Origin of the sequence: Sphaerisporangium viridialbum, from assembly GCF_049674955.1 — a bacterium.
Taxonomy (GTDB): Bacteria; Actinomycetota; Actinomycetes; order Streptosporangiales; family Streptosporangiaceae; genus Sphaerisporangium; species Sphaerisporangium viridialbum.
Genome location: NZ_CP187232.1, coordinates 1,300,586 through 1,319,330 on the forward strand (window position 1 = coordinate 1,300,586; position 18,745 = coordinate 1,319,330).

Sequence of the window (18,745 nt, forward strand, 5' to 3'; positions counted from 1 at the left end):
AGGCCGTCGGTCGGCCCCACGAGGACGGCTGGTGCGCAGTTACAGGCCCTCTGACCGCCCACGAGGCCGGCCGCAGTGCCCGAAGGGCTCACCGGATCCGCCGACACGGCCGGCTGCCACGCATCAGTCACGCCACCAGGCCACCCGCATGGACAAGACCGGCCGCCACGCCCACGAGGCTCGCCAGTCCCGCCTTCGAGGCCATCCGCATGGAGGAGGCCGCCATCAGCACTTCGACTTCTTCGGCTACCGCCACCGAGCCCGCCGTCGAGCTAGAGGGGATCACCAAGAGATTCCCGGGTGTCGTCGCCAACCGCGATATCCGTCTCAGCGTGCGACGCGGGCATGTGCATGCCATCGTCGGCGAGAACGGCGCGGGCAAGTCCACGCTCATGAAGATCCTATACGGCATGCAGCGGCCGGACGAGGGCGAGATCCGCGTCGACGGCTCCCCGGTCGGCTTCCGCACGCCGGGTGACGCCATCGCCGCCGGCATCGGCATGGTGCACCAGCACTTCATGCTCGCGGACAACCTGACCGTCCTTGAGAACATCATCCTCGGCAGCGAGCCGCGCAGGCGCGGGGCCGGCATCGACTTCGCCGCGGCGCGCCGGAAGATCAAGGAGATCTCCGACGCCTACGGGCTCGGGGTCGCCCCGGACACCCTGGTCGAGGACCTCGGCGTCGGGGCGCGGCAGCGCGTGGAGATCCTCAAGGTCCTCTACCGGGGTGCGCGCATCCTCATCCTGGACGAGCCGACCGCCGTGCTGGTGCCGCAGGAGGTCGACGAGCTCTTCGACAACCTCCGTGGCCTGGTCCGCGAGGGCCTGACCATCATCTTCATCTCGCACAAGCTCGACGAGGTGCTGTCGGTCGCCGACGCGATCACGGTGATCAGGCGCGGCACCACCGTCGCCAGCGTCGACCCCAAGGACGTCACGGCCAGGCAGCTCGCCGAGCTGATGGTCGGCAGCGAGCTGCCGAGCCCCGAGACGCGCGAGTCGACGGTCACCGCCGACGTCGCGCTGGCCGTGCGGAACCTGACCGTACGCAATCCGGACGGACGGGCGGTCGTGGAGGACGTCTCGTTCGACATCCACAAGGGCGAGGTGCTCGGCATCGCGGGCGTCGAGGGCAACGGGCAGGCGGAGCTGGTCGAGGCCATCATGGGCATGCGCCCGGCGGACGGCGTGATCACGCTCGGCGGCGCCGACGTCTCCGCGTGGACCACCCTGCGCAGGCGTGAGGGCGGCATCGGGTACATCCCCGAGGACCGGCAGCGGCACGGCCTGCTGCTGGAGGCCCCGCTCTGGGAGAACCGCATCCTCGGCCACCAGACGCGCAGGCCCAACGTCAGGGGGCCGTGGATCGACCGGGCCGGAGCCCGCGCCGACACCCAGCGGATCGTCGAGGAGTACGACGTCCGCACCCCCGGCATCGATGTGGACGCCGCAGCGCTGTCCGGCGGCAACCAGCAGAAGCTGATCGTCGGACGGGAGATGAGCGGCGACCCGGTCGTGCTCATCGCCTCCCATCCGACGCGCGGCGTGGACGTTGGCGCGCAGGCCGCCATCTGGGACCACCTGCGTACCGCGCGCGCGGCCGGCCTCGCCGTCCTGCTGATCTCGGCGGACCTGGACGAGCTGATCGGCCTGTCCGACTCCCTGAAGGTGATCCTGCGAGGCCGCATGGTCGCCGATGTCGACCCCGGCGACGTGACCCCCGAGCGGCTCGGATCCGCCATGACCGGCGCCCGGGACCACACGCCCACTGAGCAACTCGGCTCGGCAGCGACCGACGCCGGGGAGGAAGCATGAGTTCGTCGTTCACCGACCGGTTGCTCGGCAGGGTGAGGCTCGGAGGCCTGCTGGGGCTCGCCGCCCCGCTGCTGGCCATCGTCTTCGCCGGCATCGTGACCTCGATCATCCTTCAGCTGACCGGCAACCCGCCGCTCGAGACGATGAAGCTGCTGGTCGACTATGGCTCGCAGCCGCGTACGATCGTGATGATCATCAACCTCGCGACGACGTACTACATCTCCGCGCTCGCCGTCGCGGTCGGGTTCCGGATGAACCTGTTCAACATCGGCGTCGACGGCCAGTACCGTCTCGCCGCCCTGATCGCGGCCGCGGTCGGCGGCGCGCTGGTGCTCCCCGCCCCGCTGCACGTCGGGGTCACGATCCTCGTCGCGGTGGCCGTGGGCGGCGTCTGGGCGTCCATCGCCGGAATCCTCAAGGTCACCCGGGGCGTCAGCGAGGTCATCTCGACGATCATGCTGAACTCGATCGCGACCGGGGTCGGCGCCTGGCTGCTCACCACCGACCGCCTCGCCGTGGCGGTGTCGGGCAGCAACAACATCGGCACCAAGCCGATCCCCCCGTCCGGCCAGTTCCCCGGTTTCGAGCTCATCCCCGGCACGAAGACCCCGGTCTTCGGGTTCGTCATCGTGGCGGTGGCTCTGGGCCTGGCGTACCACGTGCTGTTCAACTGGACACGCTTCGGGTTCGACCTGCGGGCCACCGGGCGGTCCGAGTCGGCGGCGGTCGCGAGCGGCGTCAACGTCAAGAAGATGGTCCTGCTGACGATGATCCTGTCGGGTGCGGCCGCCGGGCTGGTCGGCATGCCTCAGCTGCTGGGCGCGTCGTACTCCTACAGCCTGGACTTCCCGACCGGCCTCGGCTTCACCGGCATCGCCATCGCCCTCCTCGGCCGCAACAACCCGGCCGGCATCGCGATCGGCGCACTGCTCTGGAGTTTCCTCGACAACTCCTCGGACATCCTGGACCTCGAAGGCATCCCGAAGGAGATCGTGATCATCATGCAGGGCACCATCGTGCTCTCGGTCATCGTCGCCTACGAGCTGGTCCACCGGTACCGCCTCGCCGCCGAGCAGCGCAGGGTGAGCAGGCAGCTCTCCGCGGAGGCCTCCGCACCGGTGGAAGGAGCGGTGGCGTGACCGTCTCCGAGATCTCCGCGGCGCCACCCGCGCCACCGCAGGTTCGCCGCTTCCGCCTGAGCTGGCAGGTGCTGCTGCTCGGCGTGCTGGCGCTGCTCGTCATGATGTCCATCGCCCGGGTGGTGACCGGGGCGAACGACATCACCTCGGGCGGCACCATCGGCGCGGCCGTCGGCCTCGCCGTGCCCATCGGCCTCGCCGCCCTCGGCGGACTGTGGTCCGAGCGCGCGGGAGTGGTCAACATCGGCCTCGAAGGCATGATGATCCTCGGCACCTGGTGCGGGGCCTGGGGCGCCCTGACCTTCGGCACCCCGTGGGCCGGCGTCATCGCCGGAGCGATCGGCGGCGCGCTAGGCGGGCTGCTGCACGCCCTCGTCACGGTCACGTTCGGCGTCGACCACATCATCTCCGGCGTCGCCATCAACATCCTCGGCCTGGGCGTCACCGAGTACCTCTCCAAGCTCGTCTTCACCGGCATGAAGGGGGGCGGCGAGACCCAGTCGCCGCGCATCCCGCCCGTCACGGACGTCAGCATCCCCGGCATCGGCGTACCGCTGCGGGACCTGGAGAGCACCCACCTGTTCCTGCTGTCCGACATCGCGGGCGTGCTCCGCGGCGTGACGCAGAACATCTCGCTGTTCACGATCGTGGCGATCCTGCTGGTGCCGCTGAGCTTCTACGTGCTCTGGCGCACGGCCTTCGGGCTGCGGCTGCGCGCGTGCGGCGAGCGGCCCGTGGCGGCCGAGTCGCTCGGCGTCAACGTGTACTACTACAAGTACCTCGCGGTCGTGATCTCCGGAGCGCTGGCCGGCCTCGGCGGCGCCTTCCTGTCGATCGTGGCCGCGGGCATCTACCGCGAGGGCCAGACGGGCGGCCGCGGCTTCATCGGCCTCGCCGCCATGATCTTCGGCAACTGGCGGCCGGGCGGCCTCGCGGGCGGCGCGCTGCTCTTCGGGTACACCGACGCGCTCCAGCTCCGCCAGGGCGGCACGTCCGTGCACGCGCTGCTGCTGGTGGTCGCGATGCTGCTCGCCGCCTTCGCGGTCTACCAGCTCGTACAGCAGCACAGGAACCGCGCGGCGCTGATCAGCGGCGTCTTCGCGGTGCTGGTGTTCGCGGTCTTCGCGGTGACCGACACCGTGGCCGAGCAGTTCACCTCGTTCACTCCCCACCTCACCACGCTGCTGGTCCTGTCGCTGGCCTCCCAGCGGCTGCGCATGCCGGCGGCCGACGGCGTTCCCTACCGGAAGGGCCAGGCGAAATGAGCGACCTCGACTGGGACGCGCTGCGGCGGCGGGCCGTGGACGCGATGGCCCACGCGTACGCGCCGTACTCGAAGTTCCCCGTCGGCGCCGCCGCGCTGGTGGACGATGGCCGCGTGGTCACCGGGTGCAACGTGGAGAACGCCTCCTACGGCCTCGGGCTGTGCGCGGAGTGCGGCCTGGTCTCCGCGCTCCACGCCTCGGGCGGCGGCAGGCTCGTGGCGTTCACGTGCGTCGACGGCCACGGCGAGCTGCTCATGCCCTGCGGGCGCTGCCGTCAGCTCCTCTTCGAGCACGGCGGGCCCGAGCTGCTGGTGGAGACCCCCGAGGGGCCCTGGAGGATGGCGGACATCCTGCCGTTCGCCTTCGGCCCTGACGACCTGTCCCGCGGCGCCTGAACCTTTCTCACTTGACGATCCTTTTTTCCGGGGGGCCTTTGATGGACGCGATCGACGTCATCGTCACCAAGCGGGAGGGCCGCGAGCTGTCGGCGGACCAGATCTCGTGGGTGGTCGACGCCTACACGCGGGGAGAGGTCGCCGACGAGCAGATGTCCGCCCTGGCCATGGCGATCCTGCTCAACGGGATGGGCCGCCGCGAGATCGGCAGGTGGACCGAGGCGATGATCAGGTCCGGCTCGCGCATGGACTGGTCGGCGCTCGACAGGCCGACCACCGACAAGCACTCCACGGGCGGCGTGGGCGACAAGATCACGCTGCCGCTGGCCCCGCTGGTGGCCGCGTGCGGCGCGTACGTTCCCCAGCTGTCCGGACGGGGCCTCGGCCACACCGGGGGCACGCTGGACAAGCTGGAGTCCATCCCCGGCTGGCGGGCGTCGCTCTCGAACGACGAGATGCTCGCCGTCCTGCGGGAGGCCGGCGCGGTGGTCTGCGCGGCCGGCGACGGGCTCGCGCCGGCCGACAAGAAGCTGTACGCGCTGCGCGACGTCACAGGCACGGTCGAGTCGATCCCGCTGATCGCCTCCTCGATCATGTCCAAGAAGATCGCCGAGGGTACGGGCGCGCTGGTGCTCGACGTCAAGGTCGGCTCGGGCGCGTTCATGAAGAGCGTCGAGACGGCCCGCGAGCTGGCTCGTACGATGGTCGACCTCGGCACGGACCACGGGGTCACGACGGTGGCGCTGCTGACCGCCATGGACCGCCCGCTCGGCCTCGCCGTCGGCAACGCCCTGGAGGTCCAGGAGTCCGTCGAGGTGCTCGCCGGAGGCGGCCCGTCCGACGTGGTGGAGCTGACCGTACGGCTCGCGCGCGAGATGCTGGCGGCGGGCGGCATCTCCGGGAAGGACCCCGAGGAGGCGCTCAAGGACGGCTCGGCCATGGACGCCTGGCGGCGCATGATCACCGCCCAGGGCGGCGACCCGGACGCCGCGCTGCCCACTGCCGCCGAGACCGTCGAGGTCACGGCGCCCGCCTCCGGGGTGCTGACCAGGCTGGACGCCTATGGGGTCGGGCTCGCGGCCTGGCGCCTCGGCGCGGGCCGGGCGCGCAAGGAGGACTCCGTGTCCTTCGGCGCGGGGATCACGCTGCACGCCAAGCCGGGTGACACCGTGCGCGAGGGCCAGCGCCTGATGACCCTGCACGCCGACGAGACCGCCCGCTTCGAGCGGGCCCTCGCGGCGCTCGACGGCGCCTACCAGGTCGGCGAGGCGGCCGACCCGGGCCTGCTCCCGCTAGTGATCGACCGGATCACCGCCTGACGCCACGCCCCTCGGCGACGGGCGCGGGGCCCTCCTCGACGCGAGGAGAGCCCTGGGCCCGGGCGCTTACGGTGCGTAAGGGAAACGGCCGTAGTACTCGCCCACCTGCCGGCGATAGGCGACGTCCTTGTAGGTGTCCTCGTCGAACTCCGGAGCGTCCTTGATCTCCTCCTGGGTGCGGGCGAGGTAGATCTTGTTCTCCTGGGGGTCGACTCCGGTGATCATGCTCGCGGGCACGAGGGCCTTCTTGCCGAAGAGCCAGAAGCCGATGTCGACGACCAGGTAGCTGTCCCCGGCCACGTTGCTCTCCTCGTCCACCGTGCCGATCTTGCCGTCGGTGGCCTCGACGTCGTAGTCGATGAGGCTCAGGTCCGGGTCGGGGGCGACGCCTTCGCGGTAGGTCCAGGCCTCGGTCATGTGTCGCACTCCCTGTCGTCGAGACGGTGATATCCCTCGACTACCCGGAGTAGCCGCGCCAAACGCGGCCGGCGATCATGAAAGTGACGCGTTGAGCACGGCGCGGTGGGTGGGCAGGGCCTGGCGGTGGCGCTCGACGCCGGCCTCGGTGATCTTCACGAAGACGCCGCGCCGGTCCTCGGCGCACATGTTGCGGCAGACCAGACCGGCCTTCTCCAGGCGCGAGATCAGCCGCGACAGCGCGCTCTGGCTGAGGTGAACGGCGTCGGCCAGCTCCTGGACGCGGTACTTCCCGTGCTCGGACTCGGCCATACGGTCGAGGACCTCGAAGTCGCTGACGCCCAACCCGTGCTTCTCGCCCAGCTCGCGTTCGAGCGTGCACCACGTGGCCGCATGCCGGGCCAGCAACTCACGCCATGAGTCCACGACGTCGAGGTCTTCCATGCCGGGACTATAGCATGCACGCACATTAGATGCACGCGAATTAAATGCTTGTGCATTGAATGCATGCGCATGTAATGTCCTGGCCCATGTTCCCCTCCTCACATGACGAACCATGGGACGCGCGCCTCTGGGGAGCGCTCACCGTGCTCTGCGCCGTCGTGTTCCTCGATGCTCTCGATGTCTCGATGGTCGGAGTGGCCCTACCGTCCATTCAGGCCGACCTCGGCCTTTCCACCTCTTCCCTGCAGTGGATCGTCAGCGGATACGTGCTCGGCTACGGCGGCCTGCTGTTGCTCGGCGGCCGCACGGCCGATCTGCTCGGCCGCCGCAGGGTCTTCCTCGTGGCGCTCGCCGTCTTCGCCGTCGCCTCCCTGCTCGGCGGGCTCGTCGACGACGGCGGCCTGCTGATCGCTGCCAGGTTCATCAAGGGCATCAGCGCGGCCTTCACCGCTCCCGCCGCGCTCTCGATCATCACCACGACCTTCGCGGAGGGCCCGGCGCGCAACCGCGCGCTGAGCATCTTCACCGCCTGCGGTGCCAGTGGCTTCTCTCTCGGGCTGGTCCTGTCCGGGTTCCTCACCGAGCTCGGGTGGCGCTGGACCTTCCTCATGCCGGTGCCGGTCGCGATCATCGCGCTGGTGGCGGGGGTCAAGCTGCTTCCGCGCCACTCCGGGGAGGAGCGGGCCACCGGGAGTTACGACCTGGTCGGCGCCGCGACCATCACCGCGTCCATGCTGCTGTTCGTGTTCACCGTCGTCCAGGCGCCCGAGGCCGGGTGGGGCTCGGTGCGCACCATCGCCGGCATCGCGGGCGCCGTGGTCCTGCTCGCGCTGTTCGTCGCCGTCGAGCGGCGCGTCAGGCACCCGCTCGTACGGCTGGGCATCCTGCGCTCGGGGCCGCTGGTCAGGGCCAACCTGGGCCTGGTGATCCTCTTCGGCTCGTACGTGGGCTTCCAGTTCGTCGCCATGCAGTACTTCCAGAACCTGCTCGGCTGGTCGGCGCTGCACACCGCGCTGGCGTTCCTGCCGGCCGGCCTGCTCGTCGCCGTGACCTCCACCAAGATGGGCGACTTCGCCGACAGGTTCGGCACCGCCCGGCTGATCGTCATCGGGTCGTTCGCCCTGGCCGCCGGGTACGCGGTCTTCCTCAACGCCGGCGAGCACCCGAGCCTCGGCACGCTGGTCATCCCCGGGATGGTGCTGCTGGGCATCGCCTTCGCGCTGTCATTCCCCTCGCTGAACATCCAGGCCACCGCCGGAGTGGCCGACGACGAACAGGGGCTGGCGTCCGGCCTGCTCAACACCTCGGGCCAGGTCGGCGGGGCGCTCGTGCTCGCGGTCGTGGCCGCCGTGGTGACCGCCGACGGGGGCGCGGTCACCATGACGGCCGTCCGGTCGTCGTTCGCGGTCTGCGCCGCGATCGCGCTCATCGGCCTCGCCATCGCGCTCACGGGACTCCTCCGCGCCCGTACGGCGGCCCCGGTCGCGGAGGTAGGAGAGGGAGACGAGGTCAAGGTCCTGGAGACCCTCTGAGCTCCGGCCGACCTCCATCCCTCCTGGTGAGCCCCCCGGCGCGTGCGCGCCGGGGGGCTCCTCGCACGTACAGGGGCACTTCGGACACATTTTCGGGATAGGAAGTTTCCCCGCGAACTGGTGAGGCATTCTCGGCATCTAAGGAGTTGGAGAACCCAGCGGAGGAGCCGAGGCCCATGAAGAGGCCCATGAACAGGATCGCCACCGCACTCGTGCCGCTCGCGCTCGCCGCGGCCTGCGGCACCACCCCGAGCTCTCCGTCAGGGGCGGCGATCACGCCCGCGGCGTCGTCGCCGGCCCCCCTTCCGTCCTCGGTCTCTCCGTCGGCCCCCGCGTCCTCGCCCCCGACGCCCACTGCGACGGTCACCCAGTCCACCGGCTCGTCCGACCTGGCCCCGCCCACCGGCACCAAGCAGGTCGAGGTCAAACGCGCGCCCGCCAGGCCGCCCCTGGTCAAGGGAGTGCGCCTCGCCGCCCACCAGGGGTACGACCGGGTGGTGATCGACCTGCTGGGCGCCAGGACGGGGTACACCGTGGGCTGGGTGAAGCAGCTCATCGAGGACGGCTCCGGCGAGCCCGTCGACATCAAGGGCGGAGCGTACCTCCAGGCCACGCTGACCCCGGCCAGCGCGCACACCGAGGACGGCAAGCCCACCTGGGGGAGGACTCCCATGTTCCAGCCGGACCTCGGCAACGTCACAGGCGTCGTGCGGATCGGCGACTTCGAGGGCGTCGTGACCGTGGCCATCGTGCTGCGCCACCGCGCGGGGTTCCGGGTCAGCGAGCAGTCGAACCCGTCGCGGCTGGTCATCGACGTCGCCCACTAGATCGGGGGCATGCCGGGCGAAGCGCGCGGATCAATACACTGGTCGCGTGGTACGCAAAATAGCGGGCGCGACCCGCATCCCGGTGCCGGGCGGCAAGGTCATCGACGAGTACGTCGGCCGTGTCAACAGTGGCGACGACCAGGTGTCCATCGCCCACATGACCGCCCCGGCGGGCTGGGAGGAGCCGGCCCAGACCCCTCGGTTCACCGAGTACACCCTCGTGCTGCGCGGCACCGTCGTGATCGAGCACGACGAGGGCGTGACCGAGGTGTCCTCTGGTGAGGCGTTCGTGAGCTTCCCTGGCGAGAAGATCCGCTACACCGTCGGCCCTGAGGGCGCGGAGTACGTCGCGGTCTGCATGCCCGCCTTCTCGCCCGACACCGTGAACCGCGACGAGTGACGCGAAAGACTCCTTAGGATGTTCCGATGACCCAGCAGCCCACGCTCGACGAGATCCGCAAGGCCCCCAAGGTCCTTCTCCACGACCATCTCGACGGTGGCCTGCGACCGGAGACGATCATCGACCTCGCCCGCGAGACGGGCTACGACCGGCTCCCCACCACCGACGTGGAGGAGCTTCGCACCTGGTTCCGCGAGGCGTCGGACTCCGGGTCGCTGGAGCGTTACCTGGAGACCTTCGACCACACGGTCGGCGTCATGCAGACGCGGGAGTCGCTGGTGCGGGTCGCCGCCGAGTGCGCGGAGGACCTGGCGAACGACGGCGTCGTCTACGCCGAGGTCCGGTACGCGCCCGAGCTGCACATCTCCGCGGGCCTCAGCCTCGACCAGGTGGTGGAGGCCGTCCTGGAAGGCTTCAAGATCGGCTCTGAGGGCCGGAACATCCGGGTAGGGGCACTGCTCACCGCGATGCGCCACCAGGCGCGCTCGATGGAGATCGCCGAGCTCGCCGTGCGCTACCGCGACGTGGGCGTGGCCGGGTTCGACATCGCCGGCGCCGAGGCCGGCTACCCGCCCACCCGGCACCTGGACGCCTTCGAGTACCTCCAGCGGGAGAACTCCCACTTCACGATCCACGCGGGCGAGGGCTTCGGGCTGCCGTCGATCTGGCAGGCCATCCAGTGGTGCGGCGCCGACCGGCTCGGGCACGGCGTGCGCATCATCGACGACATCCAGGTCGCCACGGACGGCACCGCCAAGCTCGGGCGCCTCGCGGCCTACGTGCGCGACAAGCGCATCCCGCTGGAGATGTGCCCGACGTCCAACCTCCAGACCGGCGCGGCGTCCTCGCTGGCCGAGCACCCCATCGGCCTCCTGCGCCGCCTGTACTTCCGGGTGACCGTCAACACTGACAACAGGTTGATGAGTGACACCAGCGTGTCCCAGGAGTTCGCCAACCTCGTCGAGACCTTCGGCTACGAGTGGGACGATCTGCAGTGGTTCACAGTCAACGCCATGAAGTCAGCGTTCATCCCGTTCGACGAGCGGCTCGCGCTGATCAACGGCGTCATCAAGCCGGGGTTCGCCCGGCTCAAGTGGCAGGCTTGAGCACTGCGTGCGAGGCGTTAGCGTGGTGACCGCCTGCTGAACGGAGAGGTAGCGGTGAGCGAGCGGTGAAGCCACAAGTCTTCCGGTCCAAGACGGCCTGGGTTCTGGGCTGGGTGTGGATGGTGTTCGCCGCGTTCAACGCCGTCGACCTGGTCGCCAACGGCACCATCCCCTCCGCTCTCGTCGCGGGCGCGGTGCTCGCCGTGCTGACCGCGGCGGTCTTCGTCGGCTGCCTGCGTCCCGGCATCCTGGCCGGGGAGGACGGCGTCCTGGTACGCAACCCGCTGCGCAACGTCTTCGTGCCGTGGAAGGCCGTCGACGGCATCCACGTCTCGCACGCGATCATCATCGAGTCGGGCGACGACACCGTGCGCTGCTGGGCGCCGCAGTCGTCGGCGCGTGAGCGGGCCAAGGCGGTGCGGCGCGGGGCTCCGGTCGTCCCGGCCAAGTCCGGCCGCTATCCGAGCACCCAGCCGCAGCTCTCCAAGGCCGAGCAGGCGGCTGCGCAGGTCATGGCCGGCCGCACCCATGCCGACTGGGTCGCTCAGCAGCTCACCGAGACGGCGGAGAAGAGATCCCGCGCCGCCGGAGAGCGCCTGCCCCTGACGGCGACCTGGTCGCCCTCGGCCCTGGTCGCCCTCGCCGCCGCCCTGACCCTGGTGATCGCCGCCCTCATCCTCTCCTGAGCCTTCACAAGCCCAGGGCTGTTGAGAGGTCGGACTTGAGGGAGCCGAGGTCGTGGGTGGCCCGGGTTCTGGCGGCGGATATGTCGCCGCCGACCGGGATGACGACCTCCAGGTAGCACTTGAGCTTGGGCTCCGTGCCGGAGGGGCGCACCACCACGCGGGCGTCGCCGTCCAGCCGGTAGCGGAGCCCGTCCGTGGGAGGCAGGCCGTCGACGCCCGTGCCGAGATCGTCCACCGACCGGACGGCCCGGCCGCCGAGCGCCAGGGGAGGGGCGGACCTCAGCCGGTCCATGGCGTCCGTGATGAGCGACAGATCATCCACGCGGACCGAGAGCTGCGCGGTCGCGTGCAGCCCGTATCTGCTCGCCTGCTCGTCGAGCAGGTCCAGCAGGGTGCTGCCCTCGCGCTTCGCCTGAGCGGCCATGGCCGCGACGGCGAGCGCGGCGCCGATGCCGTCCTTGTCCCGCACGGGCAAGCCCTGGTCGGAGCCGACGCTGTAGCCGAGCGCCTCCTCGTAGCCGTAGACGAGCCCGTCCCCGGCCTTCACGATCCACTTGAAGCCGGTCAGCGTCTCGGCGTGCCGTACCCCGTGCGCTTTGGCGATCTTGCCGAGCAGCGAGGACGACACGATCGAGGCGGCCACCAGCCGGTCGGGGCCCGAGGTGCGGTCGATGACGTACTCGCCGAGCAGGCCGCCGACCTCGTCACCGGTGAGCATGCGGAAGCCGCCGTCCCGCGTGGGCACGCCCACGGCGCAGCGGTCGGCGTCCGGATCGTTGGCGATCACCAGATCGGCGCCGACCTTCTCCGCGAGCTGTAGCGCGAGGTCCATCGCGCCCGGCTCCTCCGGGTTCGGGAACGCGACCGTCGGGAAGTCCGGATCCGGGGCGAACTGCGCCTCGGTCACGGACGGGCTCTCGAACCCGGCCGAGGTGAAGGCCCGCAGCAGCACCTCCCCGCCCACACCGTGCATCGGTGTGTAGACGACCCGCAGGTCACGGGCGTCGCCCAGCGGCAGAGCGCTCACCGCCGCCAGGTACGGCCCGACGATCGCCGCGTCGCTCAGGGTCTCCCACTCGTCTCCGAGCGAGAGCAGGTCCACGCGCCCGACCATGTCGATGGCCGCCGAGATCTCCTCGTCCAGCGGGGGCACGATCTGGGCCCCGTCGCCCCAGTAGACCTTGTAGCCGTTGTCCCGGGGCGGGTTGTGCGACGCGGTGACCATGACGCCCGCGTCCGCGCCGAGGTGTCCCACGGCGAAGGCCAGCACGGGGGTGGGCCAGTGATGGCCCATCAGCGAGACGCGCAGCCCGGCTCCGTTGAGCACGGCCGCCGAGTCGCGGGCGAACAGGTCGGACTTGTACCGGGCGTCGTACCCGATGACGACATGCTTGCCCGGCCCCAGCCGCCTCGCCAGGCCGGCCGCCGCGCGCATGACGGTCACGCGGTTCATCCGGTTCGGCCCGGCGCCCAGCTCGCCCCTCAGGCCCGCCGTGCCGAACTCCAGCTTGGCCCCGAAGCGGTCCTGAAGCTCGGCGGTGTCCCCGCTGTCGAGGATCTCCTGGAGCTCGGCCCGCGTCTCAGCGTCCGGGTCCTGGGCCAGCCACTCCTCAGCCCGCCGCACGAGATCAGACATAACGCCCCTTCAGCCCATTCAACTCACGTAAGAAGCCGGCTACCAGCACCGAACCGGGTCAATGTAGCCCCTCGCCGGACAGGAGCGGCCACCGTCCCCTCCCGCGCCGGGAATGGATCGGGCGGGGAAGCCGACTCGACCGTCAGAGCTTGTTGACGACCTTGGCCAGCAGGACGCCCATGCGTGCCGCCGTGGCCCTGCCGACCTCGAGGACCTCCTCGTGGTTCAGCGGCTCGCCGACCAGTCCCGCGCCCGGGTTGGTCACCAGGGAGAGGCCGAGCACGTCGGCCCCGGCCTCACGGGCGGCGATGGCCTCCAGCACGGTGGACATGCCGACGAGGTCACCACCCAGCGTGCGGAGCATGCGGATCTCGGCCGGGGTCTCGTACGTCGGGCCGCGGAACGCGACGTACACGCCCTCGGCGAGCGACGGGTCCGCCTCGCGGGCCAGCTCGCGCAGGCGCCTGGAGTAGACCTCGGTCAGGTCGACGAAGGTCGCCCCCGTGATCGGGTTCGCGCCCGTCAGGTTGATGTGGTCGCTGATCAGCACGGGCTCGCCGACGCTCTGAACCTCCGGCCGCAGCCCCCCGGCGGCGTTGGTCAGCACGATCGTGCCGGCACCGGCCGCGACGGCGGTGCGCACCCCGTGCACGACAGGGTCCACACCCCTGCCCTCGTACAGGTGGGTGCGCCCGAGGAAGATGAGCGCCTTCCTGCCTGACTCGGTCTCGACGGCCCGGATCTTGCCCGAGTGCCCGGCCACGGCCGGGGCGGAGAACCCCGGCAACTCGGTCACCGGATGCTCGGAGATCGTCGTGCCGATGGCGTCGGCGGCGGGGCCCCACCCGGACCCCATGACCAGCGCCACGTCGAACGACTCGACCCCGGTAAGGGACTTCAGCGCACCCGCGGCGTCCGCGGCGAGTTCATAGACATCACTACTCACGAGCACCGAGGCTACAACCCCATTCCAGCGATCAGCACACGGCCTGACAGCGGGCTGCGCAGGGAGGATCACGGCTGCCACACTGGCGCGGTGACGCTTTCCCCCGGGGGGCCGGAAGTGCGGGCCCTCGCCGCTCGGCGATACCGTTTTCTCGCCTCGTTGATCGACCTCATCCTGCTTTCGATCGTCAACTTCGTGATCTCGACGGCATTGGTGCCCGGGTTCTTCAGCGAGCCGGCGGCCGATGTACAGATGCCCGAGCAGACGATCCTGGACCAGTATTTCGGCAATCCCTACGTGGGCGATCCGTACTGGCCTCTCCAGCTGACGTTCGCCATCATCTTGTTCGCTTACTACTGGATCTCCCATGCCCGCTGGGGGCGCACTCTCGGGAAGCGGCTGTGCCGGTTGAAGGTCGTCGCCAGAGACGGCGGGCCGTTGACGGTCTCCCAGGCCGGGCTGCGCGCGTTCATCTTCGCGGCCGCGTCGTCGATTCCCTACATCGGCCTCGTCCTTTCCCTGCTCGACTCTCTGTGGATCTTGGGCGATGCCAAGCGGTGTCTTCACGACGTGCTCGCCCGCACTGTCGTGGTCGGCGTGGGCTCGGCGGTGCGACCGCGCGAGCAACCGGCCTGAGCACTCGGCTCGGCAAGGAGGATGCCGATCTTGGGGATCGTCAGACCGGCTGAGTGCGGCCGGCTCGGTTGGTGACTGTCGACAGACCGCGCGCGTGGGCGGGAGCGTAACGTCTTCCTGGAACTGCGCCCCTGATGGCGGGGCCTCCACGAGAAGGACGCGGGCACATGACCGACTTGACCGAGCGGGCGGCGAAGCTGGACGCCGACGATCCACTGGCGTATCTCCGTGGCGAGTTCGACCTCGATCCGGCAGTGGTCTACCTGGACGGCAACTCGCTGGGTGCCCCGCCGCGGCGGGTGGCCGGTCGGGTGGAGGAGGTCGTGCGCGAGCAGTGGGGGCGCAGGCTGATCAGATCGTGGCCGGAGAGCTGGTGGACGGCGCCCGAGCGGGTGGGGGAGAAGATCGCCCCGCTGGTGGGCGCGGCGCCCGGGCAGGTCGTGGTGGCCGACTCGACCAGCGTCAACATCTTCAAGGCCCTGGTGGGCGCGATGCGGCTGTCGCCGGGCCGGCGGGAGATCGTGGTCGACGCGGCGACGTTCCCGACCGACGGGTACATCGCGGAGTCGGTGGCCGAGCTGACCGGGACGGTGCTTCGCCCGGTCGTCGTGGACGAGCTCGATGAGGTGCTGAGCGAGCAGACGGCGGTGGTGCTGCTCAACCACGTGGACTACAAGACGGGGCGCCTGTACGACATGGCCGGTCTCACGGCCCGGGTGCACTCCGCAGGGGCACGGGTGGTGTGGGATCTGTGCCACAGCGCGGGCGTGCTGCCCATCGAGCTGGACGACCTCGGTGTCGACCTCGCGGTCGGATGCACGTACAAGTTCCTCAACGGCGGCCCGGGGTCGCCGGCCTTCATCTACGTGCCCAGTGGTCTTCAGGAGTCGTTCCGCCAGCCGCTGTCCGGATGGGGCGGTCACCGTGATCCGTTCGCCATGGCGGAGAAGTACGAGCCGGCTCCCGGCATCGCCCGGGCGCGGGCCGGCACTCCCGACATCCTGTCGCTGCTGGCCCTGGAGGCCGCGCTGGAGGTCTGGGAGGGCGTGGAGCTCAAAGACGTACGGGCCAAGGGCCTGTCGCTGACCGGGTTCTTCATCCAGTGCGTGGACGAGCTGCTCGGAGACGCCGTCAAGGTGGTCACCCCGCGCGACGAGAACCGTGGCCACCAGGTCTCGCTGCGCCACCCGGACGCCGGCGCGCTGGTCGCCGAGCTGACCGCCCGCGAGGTCATCGGCGACTTCCGCACCCCGGACGTCCTCCGCTTCGGCTTCGCCCCGCTCTACAACCGGCATGGGGACGCCTTCCAGGCCGCCAAGGCCCTTGCCGGCGTGCTGGCCACAGGGGGCTGAACGAACCACAGGTGGCTGAAAGAAGCCGAGGAGCGATGGCCCCGGTCTGAGCCCGGGTGCCATCAGCCCCTCGTGACTTCGTCTGAACGCCCGTGCTCTGCGGCTGAACGCCCTCGTAGCCCAGCCGTAGCGACACGGGGCCACCCCCTTCTCCCTTCTCAGGGGTTCGGAAGTGTCCGACACACCGATCACGCCGGTCCTGGCCCGATCGCGGGACTCCAGACGTCAGACAGCGTGCAACGCGCCTGCTCGTTCGGCAACAGGCTGGGAGGCGTCTGGGACAACGGGAAATGATCAGGGTTATGACGTGCGCCGTTCACCTTGTGCTGGGATACTCCACGCGATCCCTGGCTCGGTGAGATGAGGTGGCTGAGTGTCGGCGGAGCGGCTGTCCGAGTTGCTGTCAGAGCTGAAGCTCCGTAGCGGCCGCACGTACGAGGCGCTTGGGCGCCGCACCGGGATGAGCCGGTCCACGGTGCACCGCTACTGCCGGGGCGAGATCGTCCCGGACAGCTATGGGCCGCTGGAGCGCATCGCGAGAGCGTGCGGCGCGACCAAGGCCGAGCAGGAGGAGCTGTACCGGCGGTGGACGCAGGCCGCCGCTTCTTCGGCGATGGAGGCGGCACCGCCCGTCCTCTCTCTGGTTCCGGAGCCTCGGGAGGCGGAGACAGGGATGGAGGCATCGGGGCCGGTGGCGCCGGCCGGTCTCGCGACGCCCGGCTTCCTCGCGCCCGAGATCTTCGACACGCCCGAGGCCGACACGCCCAAGGCCGAGGCGCCCGAGGCCGAGGCGCAGGAGGCCCCCGGCCGGCGGATCGAGGCACATGAGGTCCCCGGGCCGGCGCCCAAGCGCTTCGGGTCACGTCAGGGGCTCGCGCTGGCGGGTGCGGCGGCAGTTGTGATCCTGTGCTTCGCGGTGCTCGGAGGCAGCACGGCGGCCCCGTCCCAGCCCCCGCGCCGGGCGGCGCAGTGGATCGCAGGGCCCGCCTGGACGATGGATCCCGCCCCGGTACCCCGCACGCTGTTCGGCGTCACCCTGAACAGCTCCACCGGCACCATGCCGGGCTTCCGGGTCGGCGCGGTGCGGCTGTGGGACAGCGAGACCCGCTGGGCGCAGATCCAGCCGAAGCGGGGTGAGTTCGACTGGACGGTCCTGGACCGCCTCGTCGGAGGAGCCCACGACGCCGGGCTGCCGGCGCTGTTCGTCATGGGCGGCACGCCCGCGTGGGCCAGCCCCGGCGGCCCTCCCGCGCCGTACCCGGACGGTTCCAGGGCCTCGCCGCCCGATGACCTCGCCGACTGGGACACGTTCGTGCGCGCCGTCGCCACCCGCTACCGGGGGCGCGTGGAGGCGTACGAGCTGTGGGTGCTCGCCAACGATCGCCGGTTCTACGCCGGCAGCGTCGAGAAGCTGGTCGAGATGACGCGGCGGGCCCGCGAGATCATCAGGGCGGCCGACCCCGAGGCCACCGTGGTCTGCCCGGGGATGGGGCAGCTGTGGACGCCCGAGGGACGGCGCGTCCTCCAGCGGTTCGCGCAGCTCGGAGGGTACGGCCACTGCGACGTCGCGGGCATCAAGCTGTACCAGCGCACCGCCTCCGACCCGCCCGAGAGCATGCTGGAGCTGGCCACCACGGTCGACCGGGCGATGCACGAGGCAGGTATCCAGCCGCGCCTGTGGAGCACCGGCACCACCTACTCGATCCCCCTCGAGAGCCGGCTCGACGAGGAGCGCGCCCGCGACTACGCCGTGCGCTTCTTCCTCACCGGGCTGTACGCGCGGAACGTCAACCTGGAGAGGATGTACTTCTACAACTGGGGCGGCACCAAGATCCCGATCGTCCTGCAGGCCGAGGGAGGCGCCCCCACCCGTGCGGCGCTGGCCGTGGAGCAACTCGAACGGTGGCTCGCCCACGCCGAGAGCCGATCGTGCGGTCACGGCCTGGCGATCGGGCTCCCCGAGGACGTCTGGCAGTGCGACTTCATCATGACGGAGCCCGAGCCCCGTCACACCGCCTCGATCAGGTGGGCCGTCACGGGGACGGCGGCCACCACGGCCGGTCCGAGGGCCCGGGAGGTGCGGCGGCTGGACGGGACGACCACTCCCGTGCGGCCCGGCGACACCGTCACCGTGTCAGGAGAACCTGTTCTGATCGAGGACCGCTGAAGGTCAGTCGCCGATCGAGGTGCAGGGGCGGCTTCTGAGGTCGGTGACGTAGTCGTCGGGGGCTCCGGCCTTCTCGGCGGCGTCGGCGAGGATGCCGAGGTAGCGCGCCGACGGCAGGCCGCCCTCGTACCCGTCGAGCACGTAGAACCACGCGACGATCTCGCCGTCGAGGGTCGCCACCCGGAGCTTGACCTTGTGGTAGAGCCCGAGCGCGGCCCCCTCCCACTGGTCGAGCGAGGGCTCGTCCCAGTCGGGGACGTCGTAGAGGACCACGAAGACGTGCTCGGCGGGGCTCTCGGCGATCGTGGCGAGCGCGCCCTCCCAGCCGACGTCCTCGCCGCCGAACGTCAGGCGCCAGCCTTGCAGCCAGCCAGTCCCGCGCATGGGCGAGTGGGGAGCCCTCTGGGCCATCTGCTTGGGGTCCATGTTGCTGCCATAGGCGGCGTAAACAGGCACGGCACACAAGAGTAATCCAAGATCCGCGTGGTGATCCGGCCAGGCGCCTCCAACACGCCCCGGTACTCTGGCGGCGGCTTTCTTTCTTGCGGCGATCATGGCTCGGACCCGTGGATTCATTGGGGTTTTTCGGGGGGAGTCGGGCTTTTTACCGGTCTTCGAGGCTTCTGATCGGGTATTGCACCCCGGGCACCCCGCGTCATAC

19 protein-coding genes are annotated in these 18,745 nt (G+C 70.4%); 13 read left to right on the forward strand and 6 right to left on the reverse strand.

Annotation, left to right across the window (positions count from 1 at the left end):
• Positions 1 to 127 precede the first annotated feature (127 nt).
• Complete coding sequence (locus tag ACOZ38_RS06185) at positions 128 to 286, reverse strand: hypothetical protein (protein ID WP_405152263.1); 159 nt, start codon at positions 284 to 286, stop codon at positions 128 to 130.
• Between ACOZ38_RS06185 and ACOZ38_RS06190 the strand changes: the two genes are divergently transcribed.
• Genes ACOZ38_RS06190 through ACOZ38_RS06210 form a run of 5 tightly spaced genes read left to right on the forward strand, consistent with a single transcriptional unit; the run spans position 210 to position 5,935 of the window.
• Entirely contained in the window at positions 210 to 1,817 is a 1,608-nt protein-coding gene (locus tag ACOZ38_RS06190) for an ABC transporter ATP-binding protein (RefSeq protein ID WP_424529165.1), read from the forward strand. The two genes, ACOZ38_RS06185 and ACOZ38_RS06190, sit on opposite strands and share 77 nt — an antisense overlap.
• A complete protein-coding gene (locus tag ACOZ38_RS06195) occupies positions 1,814 to 2,956 on the forward strand; it encodes an ABC transporter permease (RefSeq protein WP_424529166.1) in 1,143 nt (380 codons plus the stop codon). The genes ACOZ38_RS06190 and ACOZ38_RS06195 overlap by 4 nt, the downstream gene beginning before the upstream one ends.
• Positions 2,953 to 4,221, forward strand: coding sequence for an ABC transporter permease (locus ACOZ38_RS06200; RefSeq protein ID WP_424529167.1), 1,269 nt, complete (start codon positions 2,953 to 2,955; stop codon positions 4,219 to 4,221). Before ACOZ38_RS06195 ends, ACOZ38_RS06200 begins: the two co-directional genes overlap by 4 nt.
• Positions 4,218 to 4,616 carry a cytidine deaminase gene (locus ACOZ38_RS06205; protein WP_424529168.1) on the forward strand — a complete coding sequence of 133 codons (399 nt, stop codon included), beginning with the start codon at positions 4,218 to 4,220 and terminating at the stop codon, positions 4,614 to 4,616. The genes ACOZ38_RS06200 and ACOZ38_RS06205 overlap by 4 nt, the downstream gene beginning before the upstream one ends.
• A gap of 41 nt (positions 4,617 to 4,657) precedes the next feature.
• Entirely contained in the window at positions 4,658 to 5,935 is a 1,278-nt protein-coding gene (locus ACOZ38_RS06210; RefSeq protein WP_424529169.1) for a thymidine phosphorylase, read from the forward strand.
• 66 nt (positions 5,936 to 6,001) lie between these two features.
• On the opposite strand, the gene ACOZ38_RS06215 is transcribed toward ACOZ38_RS06210, so the two are convergent.
• The gene (locus ACOZ38_RS06215; RefSeq protein WP_424529170.1) at positions 6,002 to 6,352 is read right to left on the reverse strand and encodes a PRC-barrel domain containing protein; all 351 of its coding nucleotides are present in this window, start codon (positions 6,350 to 6,352) and stop codon (positions 6,002 to 6,004) included.
• A 75-nt stretch (positions 6,353 to 6,427) separates the two neighbouring features.
• Entirely contained in the window at positions 6,428 to 6,796 is a 369-nt protein-coding gene (locus ACOZ38_RS06220) for a MarR family winged helix-turn-helix transcriptional regulator (RefSeq protein WP_405144759.1), read from the reverse strand.
• 86 nt (positions 6,797 to 6,882) lie between these two features.
• Here ACOZ38_RS06220 and ACOZ38_RS06225 point away from each other — a divergent pair, with 86 nt between their 5' ends.
• The 5 genes from ACOZ38_RS06225 (at position 6,883) to ACOZ38_RS06245 (ending at position 11,347) form a co-directional block, all read left to right on the forward strand.
• Positions 6,883 to 8,328 carry an MFS transporter gene (locus tag ACOZ38_RS06225; protein WP_424529171.1) on the forward strand — a complete coding sequence of 482 codons (1,446 nt, stop codon included), beginning with the start codon at positions 6,883 to 6,885 and terminating at the stop codon, positions 8,326 to 8,328.
• 176 nt (positions 8,329 to 8,504) lie between these two features.
• Positions 8,505 to 9,155: an AMIN-like domain-containing (lipo)protein gene (locus ACOZ38_RS06230; protein WP_424529172.1), complete on the forward strand. Its 651-nt coding sequence runs from the start codon at positions 8,505 to 8,507 to the stop codon at positions 9,153 to 9,155.
• Between the two features lie 46 nt (positions 9,156 to 9,201).
• Positions 9,202 to 9,555, forward strand: a complete 354-nt coding sequence (locus ACOZ38_RS06235) for a cupin domain-containing protein (RefSeq protein WP_405144764.1) — start codon at positions 9,202 to 9,204, stop codon at positions 9,553 to 9,555.
• A 26-nt stretch (positions 9,556 to 9,581) separates the two neighbouring features.
• Positions 9,582 to 10,661, forward strand: coding sequence for an adenosine deaminase (locus tag ACOZ38_RS06240; RefSeq protein WP_424529173.1), 1,080 nt, complete (start codon positions 9,582 to 9,584; stop codon positions 10,659 to 10,661).
• A gap of 65 nt (positions 10,662 to 10,726) precedes the next feature.
• Positions 10,727 to 11,347, forward strand: a complete 621-nt coding sequence (locus ACOZ38_RS06245; protein WP_405144766.1) for a PH domain-containing protein — start codon at positions 10,727 to 10,729, stop codon at positions 11,345 to 11,347.
• A 4-nt stretch (positions 11,348 to 11,351) separates the two neighbouring features.
• Here the strand turns inward: ACOZ38_RS06245 and ACOZ38_RS06250 are convergent, their stop codons facing one another.
• Together ACOZ38_RS06250 and ACOZ38_RS06255 are read right to left on the reverse strand one after the other, a co-directional pair.
• Positions 11,352 to 12,983, reverse strand: coding sequence for a phospho-sugar mutase (locus ACOZ38_RS06250; RefSeq protein ID WP_424529174.1), 1,632 nt, complete (start codon positions 12,981 to 12,983; stop codon positions 11,352 to 11,354).
• Positions 12,984 to 13,125: 142 nt separating this feature from the next.
• Entirely contained in the window at positions 13,126 to 13,929 is an 804-nt protein-coding gene (locus ACOZ38_RS06255; RefSeq protein ID WP_424529175.1) for a purine-nucleoside phosphorylase, read from the reverse strand.
• A 90-nt stretch (positions 13,930 to 14,019) separates the two neighbouring features.
• Here ACOZ38_RS06255 and ACOZ38_RS06260 point away from each other — a divergent pair, with 90 nt between their 5' ends.
• From ACOZ38_RS06260 to ACOZ38_RS06270, 3 genes are all read left to right on the forward strand, one after another.
• Positions 14,020 to 14,565, forward strand: coding sequence for an RDD family protein (locus ACOZ38_RS06260; RefSeq protein ID WP_424529176.1), 546 nt, complete (start codon positions 14,020 to 14,022; stop codon positions 14,563 to 14,565).
• A gap of 167 nt (positions 14,566 to 14,732) precedes the next feature.
• A complete protein-coding gene (kynU, locus tag ACOZ38_RS06265) occupies positions 14,733 to 15,917 on the forward strand; it encodes a kynureninase (RefSeq protein ID WP_424529177.1) in 1,185 nt (394 codons plus the stop codon).
• A 373-nt stretch (positions 15,918 to 16,290) separates the two neighbouring features.
• Complete coding sequence (locus ACOZ38_RS06270) at positions 16,291 to 18,084, forward strand: helix-turn-helix domain-containing protein (RefSeq protein WP_424529178.1); 1,794 nt, start codon at positions 16,291 to 16,293, stop codon at positions 18,082 to 18,084.
• Between the two features lie 3 nt (positions 18,085 to 18,087).
• Here ACOZ38_RS06270 and ACOZ38_RS06275 read toward each other — a convergent pair whose 3' ends face one another.
• Entirely contained in the window at positions 18,088 to 18,540 is a 453-nt protein-coding gene (locus ACOZ38_RS06275) for a gamma-glutamylcyclotransferase (protein ID WP_424529179.1), read from the reverse strand.
• Positions 18,541 to 18,745: the final 205 nt, after the last annotated feature.